Origin of the sequence: Ralstonia sp. Ralssp135 (assembly GCF_047304345.1) — a bacterium.
In the GTDB taxonomy this organism is placed as follows: Bacteria; Pseudomonadota; Gammaproteobacteria; order Burkholderiales; family Burkholderiaceae; genus Ralstonia; species Ralstonia chuxiongensis.
In genome coordinates, this window is the sequence record NZ_JBGLYZ010000005.1 from 181,566 (window position 1) to 192,359 (window position 10,794).

Genomic DNA, 10,794 nt, shown 5'->3' on the forward strand with positions numbered 1-10,794 from the left:
GCGTCGATGGTGGGGCACTAAAAAGTTTTGTTGGACAACGTTGCCACCGGCTTGCAACAATGCGCCAAAACGTAGGCCGGACGTCGCTTTTCACGATCTGTGCCCAGCGGTGCTCAGGGTCACCGCGCAGCAATGTCATCCCCCGGGGGGGAAACAGCCTTGGCGATGGCCGGAAGCATTCCGGCGGCCAAGCAGGTGTTTCCAACGTGACCGGAGGACGGCAATGGCCGCCGCACATCGCTCAGATGGTCTGCAGGCAGTACGTTTCCCCCGCGCCGAAGACCTGGCGCTGCTGATGGACATGCGCACCGCGCTCAAGGCGGCGGGCGCGCAGTCTGGCGTTTCCACCCACGCAAGCACTTCCGTCCAGCTTGACCTGGATGCGCTATCCGCGAAGGCGGACACTGCGCCGCTGCCGGGGCACGCCGATTCCCTGGCCGCGCGCACTGCCGCGGACGATGCCGCCAATGGCGACCGCTTTTTCGTACCGCTGCCGCCGGGGACGGACATGGTTTCGGTGGACGAGCACGCGCTGCTGTTCGAGCCCGCTCCCGCACAGCCGGGTCGACTGCGCTTGGCTGCCGAGCTGCAGGCCGCACGCGGGGTGGCTGAGCGTGCGCGCATCGTGTCCGGGCTGATGGGGTTGATGGGTTTTTCTTCGCTCACCTACGCGCTGACCGAACACCACGAAAACGCGCCGCCCACGGTGGCCATGCTCAAGAATTACGTGGCGCCACGGTTCCTGCAGCGCTACTGCGACGAGCGCCTCTTCACCGTCGACCCGCGCCTGCCTGCGGTGTTTGCCACGGGCATGCCGCTGGTGTGGGATCTGGCATCGCTCGCGCGGGGCCAGGCGCGCATGGAACCAGCGATGCGCGCGCTGCTGCAGACGATGGACGAACACGGCTTGCGCAGCGGCGTGATGTTCAGCCTGGGTGCGGGCAAGGGCATGAACCATGCGATTGTCAGCCTCAGTTCGCCGCATGCGGGGCGGGAATGGATCAGCGACAGCGTGCTTGGCCAGTCGATCCTCTTTGGCATGGCGCTGCATCAGGTCTGGCGGGCGCCGCTGCAAACGTTCACGCGCAACACGCGCGTATCTGGTGAAGACGCACCGCTCACCGTCATGCAAAGCCGAGTGCTGACGTGCCTGGCTGCCGGCATGAGCGACAAGGAAATCGCCATCAAGCTGCACACCACGGCGCACAACGTTGATTACCACCTACGCCTGATTCGCCGTCGCTACGGCGCGACCAACCGCGCTCAGTTGGCCTACATTGCGGGCCGCCTGAACCTGATCTGACCGGGATGGGGATGTGGAAGCTGCCGCGCGGCGTTCAGCGCGGCAGCGCCACGCAGCGCAGGCACGATGTGCCGTCGGCGCGATTACATGCAAGGATCATCACCTGCCGGCCGGTCTGGCCGGTGCATGTGCTGCCGGTCAGCACTCGTGGCTGCGCGGGCGCAGATACCGGGCGTGGCGCCCTGGGAGCGGGCGTACCGCCGCCGGCGGGCACGACAGGAATTGGCTCGATCCGTCCACGGGCGGCGTCGGGCACGATGGCCGGCACGTCGCCCGCATTGGCGACAACCTTCTGCACATAGCCGTGGCGGAAGCCGGTCTCGAAATTGCCGCTGTAATAGCACGACAGCGCCGCGCGCAACGCCTGTTGCTGATCTCCATAGCGCGGCAATGAGCGTGCAAAGCATTCAGCCAGGATGGTGCCGCCTGCGCGCAGGTTGCGGCAGGCATCGAACGCGGTTTCCAGCGTCTCGCCAAAGCGTGCGAGGTTGTAGCGGTTGACCTGCCCGAGCCCCACGCTGAAGTTGTAGCCCTGGCGTTCCAGCGAATGCGCAGTTGCCACGGCTTCTTCCAGCGTGGCGGGCTGGCGCTCGAGCCTGCCGCCCACCACGCCGATCGCATAGGGGTTGTAGGCAGACTCTGTACGCACCAGCGCTTCGAGCGTGACGCGGTCAACGCGCGGCGCGCACGTGGCTGCCAGCGTGGCGAAGGCTCGTGCATCAATACGCGGGCCTGCCACGGCAGACGTGGTTGCCATGCAAGCGCCAAATGCCATGGCGGCAATGATCAAAGCACTGGCACGCATGGTCGCTACCTCTATCGATAAGACAGCACGAGCCCGTGCACGAGCACCGACCAGCCATCGAGCATCACGAACAGCAGCAGCTTGAACGGCACCGAGATGGTGGTCGGCGCAATCATCTGCATGCCCAACGCCAGCAACAGGTTGGCCACCACCAGGTCGACCACCACGAAGATGATGTAGAGCACAAAGCCCACCTGGAACGCCTTGATCAGCTCGGTGAGGGTGAAGCTCGGCACGAGCACCGTCAGGTCGTCGTTCTTCAGGCCGGCCGCCCGCTCCTTGGGCCAGATGCTCGTTGCCGATTTGACGAAGAAGTTGCGCTCCGATTCCAGCGTGTGTGTCTGAAGGAATTTCTTCACCGGCGGCTGCGCCGCATCGAGGATGGCGATCACGTCATCCACGCTCATCTGGCTGCTCAGGTTGAAGTTGCGCCCGCGCAGGTTGTCGACCATGTCCATGCCGACCGGCGCCATGATGAACACCGTCAGGATCAGCGCGATGCCGTTGAGCACGATGTTGGGCGGCACCTGCTGAATGCCCAGCGCCGAGCGCAGCAGGCCAAACACCACCACCAGCTTGGTGTAGCTCGTGACCATGAGCGCGGCAAAGGGCGCGATGCCCAGCGCCGCCACCACGGCGATCATCGCTACGGGATTGGGCAGGTTTCCCATGGGGCGTGTCGAGTGTGTCGATGCGTTGTTCTTGTTGAGGGGAGGGCTGGGCGTTATGCCTGCCCCGGTGCCGCCTGACCGATGAAGCGCGATACGCGCACACCAAGCCGGTTGCCGACAGCAATCAGGTGGCCTTCGCCCACCGGCATGCCATTGGCCAGGATGCGGATGACAGCCTGGTTGAGTGGCTGCGCCAGCTCCATGACCGTGCCGGGCCGCAACGCACGCAGTTCGGCCAACGACAGGCGCCGCTCTTCCAACTCGAAGGTGGTGACGAGTTCGATGTCGTCCAGGCTGTCGGTGGGAAGCGGGCGCGCCGTGGGCTCGGTGCCGGATGCAGCGGTGTTCGGGGCTGGGTTCTCGGTTGTCATTGGCTTTTCCTCCACGTTTTCCACGACGATGCGCGTGCCTTGCACTTGTCCGAACACACGCAGGTGCAGCCGCCCGCGCACACGGGCCACGCAGCGCAATGCATCGCCCGCAGGCAGCCATTTTTCGATGCGCACGATGTCGCCCAGCGCAATGCCGGCAAAGTCCCGGCGCGACAGAAAGGTGGCGCCCAGCTCGAAGCGCAGCGGCACGTGCGTGCCCATGAAGGCGGCCAGCGGAAGGGGCTCCGCAGTCAGCTCGGTCGGGCACAGTTCGGGCAGGACGTTGGGCGCGTCGAACAGCAGTCCGGCGCGCGCCAGCCATGGCGCGGCACCGTCTTCGATGGGTGCGTCATCGTGGCGGCTGATCATCATCTGCAGGACGTCTGGCCGGTCCAGCAGGACCTCTGGCGAGGCGGCCTCCGGCAACCATGTAAGCGCACGTCCGCTGCGTTGTTCGATACCGCGTGCGAGTGGCGCCAAGGCATCGGCCAGCACCGCGCAGCGCAGGGCTTGCGGCACGTGCGCATCTGCGGCGTCGGCCAGCCATGCATGCTCAGCGGCGGCATCGAGCAGCAGCCAGCCCGGTGCATCGCCCAGCGTGAAGCGGTAGGCCTGTGCCGCAGCCTGCACGGCATGGGCTTCGCAACGCGCTTCGTAGGGCGTGTTCCCTACGGAAAACGGTAGTGCCGCGCGCGCCAGGTAAAGGCGCGACAGCGTACGTGCCAGTGTCTGGTCCACAGCCGAGAGCATGCGGGCGTCGAGCGTATTCATGTCATGAACATGCGCCCGGCCATATAGGCCAGCTGCACGCGGTTCTGCGCACCGTATTTCTTCTTGAGCTGACGCAGGTGATAGTCGACGTTGTGCGGCGACATGTTGAGCTGCTCGGCAATCGCCTTGTCCGATAACCCGCTGGTGATGAACTCCAGAATTTGCCGTTGCACCTGCGTGAGCGCGCGCGCGTGCGTGTCTTCATGCAATGGCTTGGCGTGCTGCATAAGAAATTCATGCAGGCCCAGCCCCACGGCATAGGCTTGGCCGACCACGTTGTCGGCAATCCAGCCCTTGGCGTTGTTGCCCGATCCAAAGCAGATGACGCTGTGCTCCAGGCTGCGCGGGCTGACGACACCAAAGCTGATGCCGCTGCGCAGGCCGGCGCGTTCGGCGTCTTGCAGCAGGCGGTGCAGGCGATCCGCATCTGCCGGAGCGGTGAGTGCGGCGCCCAGGTCGGCCAGATCCCACACAAGTGGCCATTCGTAGCGCAGCGCGAAGGCCAGCCGCGGGTCGACTTCAAAGTAGCGTTCGTCGACGTAGCGCTTGGGCCAGTTCGGCGGGGAATACGCACGGAAGTACAGCACGCGCGTAATCGATTCCCCAATGCGTGTCAGCCGGTAGTAGCAGAGCCAGTCGAAGCCGATGCTGCGCAAGACTGCGCGCAGCAGCAATTGTCGTTCCTGAGCACCGTGCGCGGCCCGCAGGTCCTGCGCGGTTTCAGAGAAGGACTCTGCGCGCGCCGTCGCACCCAGGCGGATCGATTCCGCATCGACCACGATGTGCTCTTCGCCAAACAGGATCGGCGCGCGGACATCGCCGGCACCCACATTCGAAGCATTCAACCGTGGCCTCTCGCGTGGCAAGTGAATGCACTTACTGTAGTGGCGCGCACACGCTGCGATGAACTACCGAAAAACGTAGTCGACCCCGAAACTTCGTCAGAGATTGGCTGCACGACTACGAGTTTCAGCGTTGAGCGGACAGGCCCCCCACTTCTACACTTTTCGCAAGGGAAGCGGGTGCTGAACGGCGCCGGTCTTCTACGGACATTCGTGGGCTATGCCCACACGGCCCAAAGGCGCTCCATGGCAAAGCCTCGCAATCTTGCTGCAGTGTTGGACGTTCCGCTCTCCGGCTTGCGCTGGGCGCGGCTGGTGAACTACGACATTGCGATTGCCGTGTTTGTGGTGGCGGTCGTCGCGCTCTTTGTACTGCCGCTGCCGACCGTCGTGTTGGACGGGCTCATCTCGCTCAATCTGGCGGCCAGCATCGTGCTGCTGTGCGTGTCGATCTATCTGCCGTCAGCACTTGCGTTCTCGTCATTTCCGGCCGTGCTGCTGTTCACGACGTTGTTCCGGCTGTCGCTGAACATCGCGTCGTGCAAGCTGATCCTGCTGCAGGCCAATGCAGGCCACGTGATCGACACGTTCGGCAAGCTGGTGGTCGGCAACAACTTCGTCGTGGGCGGCGTGGTGTTCCTGGTGATTGCGGTGGTGCAGTTCATCGTGATCGCCAAGGGCTCGGAGCGCGTGGCGGAGGTCGGTGCGCGATTTTCGCTGGATGCCATGCCCGGCAAGCAGATGAGTATCGACGCGGATCTGCGCGCCGGCATCATCACGTCGGACGAAGCCAAGCGCCGCCGCGAAGCGCTGGAGCAGGAATCGCAGCTGCACGGCGCGATGGACGGCGCGATGAAGTTCGTCAAGGGCGACGCCATCGCGGGCATCATCATCGCGGTCATCAACATCCTGGCTGGCATTGCCGTGGGTGCGCTCATGCACGGCATGTCGATTGGCGATGCGCTGCACCGTTACGCGATCCTGACGGTCGGCGACGGCATGGCCTCGCAGATTCCGTCGCTGCTGGTGTCGATTGCAGCCGGTATCGTCACTACCCGCGTGGCGACGCGGGATCGTGAAGCACGCCACCTTGGTCAGCAGATCGGCGCGCAGATCACCGCCCACCCGCGCGGCATGCTGATGGCCAGCGGTGTGCTGCTGGCGTTTCTGCTGGTGCCTGGGTTTCCGAAGTGGTCGTTCCTGCTGTTGGCGATCGGCACCGCGGCCGCGGCGTTCCTGCGCATGCGCCAGCGCCGGCAGGCCCCGCCGCTCGATCTGCTGGTGCTCGGCCCCGACGCACGGCGGTTGACCGAGCCCGAAGCTGGCTCGCCCGCAGAAGGCATTGCGGCACCCATTGCGGTGCGCCTGTCTGAAGACCTGCGCGGCGAGATCGAACTCGTTGCCTTGCAGACCCGCCTGGCCGAAGCCAAATCGCGCGTGCAGCGCAGGCTCGGCGCGGTGTTCCCGCGTGTGCAACTGAACTGGGATGCGGCGTTGCCCGCCCACGGTTACGCGCTGCTTGTGCAGGACGTGCTGGCCGCCGAAGGCACGCTGCCGGAGCGCGATGCGATTTCGGACGCCGCCGTGCCCTCCGAAGACCGCCTCGCGGCCGAAGTCGAAACGCTCATCGAGCGCAATGCCGCGTCGCTCATCGGCATTCAGGAAACGCAGAACCTCATCCAGATCATGCGCCGCGAACACGGCGAGCTGGTGGCCGAACTCACACGCCTGGTGCCTCCGCAGCGCATTACGGAAGTGCTGCGCCGGCTGGTGCAGGAGGGCGTGTCGATTCGCAACCTGCGCGCCATTTTCGAGAGCCTGATCACGTGGTCGCCCAAGGAGCCCGAAGACGTGATCGGCCTCGTGGAACTGGTGCGCGTGGATTTGCACCGCCAGATCACCGAGCAGTTCTGCGGCACCAGCCGCGTGCTCGATGTAGTGCTGTTCGAGCAGTCCTTGCAGGAGCGCATCGAGCAGGCCGTCGTGCACACCAAGCAGGGCAGCGTGTTGAGCCTCACGCGTGAGGCCAAGCAGGCGATTACCGACCAGGTGGTGAAGATCCTTGGCGGCACACGCCCGCTGGAGAAAGACCGGCATGGCCGCCCGCTGGCGGTGATGGTGTCGCTCAATTGCAGGCGCTACGTCAAGACGATGTTGCAACCGGTGTTTGGCGATCTGCCGGTGCTGTCGTACCAGGAGATCGACGAAGCCATTGAACTCAACACGGTGGGCTGGGTGACCAACCCCGCCTGAACAAACAGAACGCACGGACCGCACGGACCGCACGGACCGCACAAGGAGACAGGCCCATGAACATGAGCGCCACCATTCTTGAAGCCACACGCCAGGGCTTGCTGCTGGTGCTGCTGGTCTCGTTGCCGGTGGTGGCCGTGGCGACGGTATCGGCGTTGCTGATTGCCATCGCGCAGGCAGTGACGCAGATCCAGGATCAGAGCATCGGCCTGTCGGTGCGGCTGATTGCAGTGATGGTGACCATCGTGGTGCTGGCGGGGTGGGGCGGACGCGAAGTGCTGCGTTTTGCCCGCATGGCACTCGATCAGGTGTTTTACGGCGGTGTGGCGCCTTTCTAGCGAGGGGATCGCGAGATGGCGCCGAACAAACAACAACATAACCGAGCGAGAACACGCGTGAACAAACGCTATCGATTCCTGCGGTGGAGTGCATCGGCGGCCTGTCTGTGGCTGCTGACGACTGCGGCCATGGTGCAGGCGGCTGAGCTGCGCTGGCGCAACCGGTCTTACACGCTGGTGGCGGAAGGTAAGAAGGTGGGCGATTTCATCCGCGAGCTGGCGGCATCCCAAGGCGTGACGGCGGTCGTCGACCCGAAGGTGGAGGGCACCATCAACGGCAAGTTCTCGGGCCCGCCGGCCAGCACGCTCAACACGGTGTGCGCCACCTACGGGCTCACGTGGTACTACGACGGTTCGCTCATCTACGTGGACCGCGCAGACGATTCACAGACGCAGGTCTTCCCGATTCCGAAGGGCAGCGGGCCAGAGCTTGCGCAGATCCTGCGTGCCATGCAGATCACCGATCAGCGCTTTCCTCTGGTTGTGAGCGACAAGGAAAACACGGTCTACGCGTCTGGCCCGAAGCGCTATGTGGAACTGGTGCGCCAGGCCATTGCATCGATTGCCGATCCGGCGCGCGGCATGGATCGCGCAGAGATTCGCGCGTTCCCACTCAAGTACGCCTGGGCGGGCGATGTGGAGATCAATCGGTCTGGCAAGCCCGTGACGATTCCAGGCATTGCCACCATGATGCGTCGCCTGCTAGGCGCACCCAACCCGGGTGCCAGCAGCCCCGGCATGTCGCCTACGCGCGCCATGCGGCTGACTGGGCCGACGCGGCAGATGAAGCTCAGTTCCGGCGACAGCATCAACGTGCCGCGCATCGAGATTCCGCTGGCGGGCGCGCAAGGCGATTCCGGCTACGGCGTGCAGGCACCGGTAGCATCGGGCGGTGGTGCGCCGCCTGACCTGCCGCGCATCGAGGCCGACGCCGGCATCAACGCCGTGCTCATCCGCGATGTGCCCGAGCACATGGCGCAATACGAGCGCCTGATTGCCTCGCTTGATACCAAGCCGCGGCTGGTGGAGATCAACCTCACCATCATCGACATCAGCACCGATTCGCTCGACAGCCTGGGCGTTGACTGGCGCCTGCATACCACGCACGGCGATTTCCAATCCGGCAACGGCAACAATCCGCCGCTCACATTCAACCTCGGCACCACCGAAGACGGCCAGACCGGCGCCACCACGCCGATCGGCATGGCGCTCACCGCATCGATTGGCGGCAGCTTGCGCAACTACCTGCTGGCGCGCATCAATGCGCTCACGCAGAGCGGCAATGCGCAATTGCAAGCCAAGCCGAAGGTGCTGGCGCTGGACAACACCGAGGCCATCCTTGAAAACCTCATCCACTTCTACGTGCCGGTGTCGGGCTTTCAGGATGCATCGCTGTACGGCATCACGACGGGCACGAGCGTGAAGGTCACGCCGCTCATCGTCAACGAGGCCGGGCAGATGAGCGTGATGATGTCGATCGACATTGATGACGGCAACCTGACCAACGACCGCGTCTCGCAACTGCCCGTGGTGCAGGAGCGTTCGATCGTGACCAAGGCGATGATCGAAGAAGGCAAGAGCCTGCTGATTGCCGGCTTCAACTCCGACAGCCTGAACAACACCAAGTCGGGCATTCCGTTCCTGTCAGACGTGCCCTTCATCGGCAATCTGTTCAAGTACACCAACAAGACCGGCCAGCACATGGAGCGTTTCTATCTGCTGACCCCGCGCATCCTGACCGCCGCCAGCACCAACCCGAACGACGTGCCCGCCGTGTCGATTCCGGGTGTTGGTATGCCGGTGCCGGGATCGACCGATTGGAAACCGGGCCCGTTGCCCAACACGCCGGCACCCAACCAGCCGCCGGCCAGTGTCGGTACCTTGCCCACGCCGCCTGTTTCACGACTGCATGAACCAGCCAGCCATACAACCCTCGCCGCACTCGGATAAATCGCCCTGGAAGCTGTGCTTCCTGAGCGGCCCGCTGTACGGCAGATCGATTCCGCTGCGGATGGGCGCCAACGTGGTCGGTTCGGCGCCCAGCTGCGAAATCATCGTGCCCGACAGCAGCGTCGCCGCGCGCGAGTTGATGTTCGAGGTGGGCGGCATTGCCGTCTCTGCCCGCCGGCTGGACGACGCCGAGCCAACGCTCAACGGCCAGCCCTTCGGCCAGACGCGCCGCAGCGTGGTGCCGGGCGATGTGATTGCCATGGGCGACATCCGCGTCGGCATCGAGAAGGTCGGGACGATCCGCATGCCGGCCGCTGCGGTGGAAGGTGGGGGTGCTGCGGTGCTGGCAGAGCGCGTGCCGTCGTGGCTGCCGCTGGCCGCCGCGGTGTGGCTGTCTCGGGTGTCCACCAAGGCCGGGCGCGGGCGGACGTGGCTGATAGCCGGCATCGGCCTGTGGCTTGCGGTGCTGCTGGCCGGTGGCGTGGTGGCGTTTGCCGGGCACGACGGCTGGTCGCTCTGGGGGCGCGACCCAGCAGCGCGTGCAGCGCAGGTCCGTCACGCGTTGGGTGATCCGGCGGAGATTGTGGTGACGCCGGCGTCGGACGGCACGTCGCGCGTGTCCGGCTACGTGCCGACCGAGGCAGACCATCAGGCGCTGCTGAGCCGCGCGCGCGGGTTGTCCGATGTGTCGATTGGCGAGGTGTATGTGGTGAGCGATCTGCTGGCCGCTGCGCAGCAGTACTTCAGCGCGGGCGGCACAAGCGGTACGGCCGCGCTGAACGTGGCCTACGACGGACATGGCCGCATCGTGGTGAGCGGCACGGCCGATCGGGCGCAGGCATGGCAGCGCATCCGCAACTACGCGCGCGACGCCAAGCCGGCCGTCGAGGTGATCGACCGCGTGGCGTGGGATGGCCCGCCGCCGCCGAACATCGTGGCGGAAGCGCCGCGCGCCGACGGCCTGCCCGCCATCGTGAGCACGTATGAAGACGAAGACGGCACGCGCTTTGTGCAGACACGCGATGGCCAGTTGTATTTCGAGGGCGCCCGGCTCAAGGGCGGCCTCCAGGTGAAGAGCATCGCTTCAGATGGTGTGGTGCTCGACCGCGGCGGGCAATCGGTCACGTGGCCGATCCAGCCGCAAACACCGTAGCGCAGCGGGTCCCCCTTTCCCGCGCGTGAGGTGTGTCGTACGGAGGTCGCCGGCAGATGCGAGGCCGGCAGCCCCCGCCAGGCAGTTGGTAGTTCCGGTAGTTCCGGTAGTTCCGTTTGATCCTTTTGACCCTTTTGACTGACATCCAGGAGAGCACCATGGCAGGTACACCCACCACCGGCGTTGACGGCGCCATCGGCAGCATCAACCAGTCCGGCGATGACCAACTGAAGATCGCCACGGCAGTGCAGGCAGCCGCAGCCAAGGGCGCCGCAGCCAGCGGCATCATCGGCGCGGCCCAATCGCTGAGCAATACGGCGGCTTCGGCAGCCTGCAC

General features: G+C 65.1%; 9 protein-coding genes. 5 read left to right on the forward strand and 4 right to left on the reverse strand.

Annotation, left to right across the window (positions count from 1 at the left end):
• Positions 1-223 precede the first annotated feature (223 nt).
• A complete protein-coding gene (locus tag ACCD03_RS06570; protein ID WP_253534667.1) occupies positions 224-1,303 on the forward strand; it encodes a helix-turn-helix transcriptional regulator in 1,080 nt (359 codons plus the stop codon).
• Between the two features lie 34 nt (positions 1,304-1,337).
• Here the strand turns inward: ACCD03_RS06570 and ACCD03_RS06575 are convergent, their stop codons facing one another.
• The 4 genes from ACCD03_RS06575 to ACCD03_RS06590 are packed head-to-tail and all read right to left on the reverse strand — an operon-like array spanning position 1,338 to position 4,766.
• A complete protein-coding gene (locus ACCD03_RS06575; protein WP_413411161.1) occupies positions 1,338-2,060 on the reverse strand; it encodes a lytic transglycosylase domain-containing protein in 723 nt (240 codons plus the stop codon).
• Positions 2,061-2,119: 59 nt separating this feature from the next.
• The gene (gene sctR / locus ACCD03_RS06580) at positions 2,120-2,779 is read right to left on the reverse strand and encodes a type III secretion system export apparatus subunit SctR (protein WP_045201601.1); all 660 of its coding nucleotides are present in this window, start codon (positions 2,777-2,779) and stop codon (positions 2,120-2,122) included.
• Between the two features lie 53 nt (positions 2,780-2,832).
• Positions 2,833-3,921 (reverse strand): FliM/FliN family flagellar motor switch protein, encoded by a 1,089-nt coding sequence (locus ACCD03_RS06585; protein ID WP_413411162.1) that lies wholly within the window; start codon positions 3,919-3,921, stop codon positions 2,833-2,835.
• Positions 3,918-4,766 carry a helix-turn-helix transcriptional regulator gene (locus ACCD03_RS06590; protein ID WP_325653133.1) on the reverse strand — a complete coding sequence of 283 codons (849 nt, stop codon included), beginning with the start codon at positions 4,764-4,766 and terminating at the stop codon, positions 3,918-3,920. Before ACCD03_RS06590 ends, ACCD03_RS06585 begins: the two co-directional genes overlap by 4 nt.
• Before the next feature lie 243 nt (positions 4,767-5,009).
• Between ACCD03_RS06590 and ACCD03_RS06595 the strand changes: the two genes are divergently transcribed.
• The 4 genes from ACCD03_RS06595 (at position 5,010) to ACCD03_RS06610 (ending at position 10,457) form a co-directional block, all read left to right on the forward strand.
• A complete protein-coding gene (locus ACCD03_RS06595; RefSeq protein ID WP_325653131.1) occupies positions 5,010-7,016 on the forward strand; it encodes an FHIPEP family type III secretion protein in 2,007 nt (668 codons plus the stop codon).
• Positions 7,017-7,078: 62 nt separating this feature from the next.
• Positions 7,079-7,354 carry a type III secretion system export apparatus subunit SctS gene (gene sctS, locus ACCD03_RS06600; protein ID WP_024978637.1) on the forward strand — a complete coding sequence of 92 codons (276 nt, stop codon included), beginning with the start codon at positions 7,079-7,081 and terminating at the stop codon, positions 7,352-7,354.
• Between the two features lie 15 nt (positions 7,355-7,369).
• Complete coding sequence (gene sctC, locus ACCD03_RS06605) at positions 7,370-9,304, forward strand: type III secretion system outer membrane ring subunit SctC (protein WP_413411163.1); 1,935 nt, start codon at positions 7,370-7,372, stop codon at positions 9,302-9,304.
• On the forward strand, positions 9,264-10,457 hold the full coding sequence (locus ACCD03_RS06610; RefSeq protein ID WP_413411164.1) for an FHA domain-containing protein: 1,194 nt from the start codon (positions 9,264-9,266) through the stop codon (positions 10,455-10,457). Before sctC ends, ACCD03_RS06610 begins: the two co-directional genes overlap by 41 nt.
• Positions 10,458-10,794 lie beyond the last annotated feature (337 nt).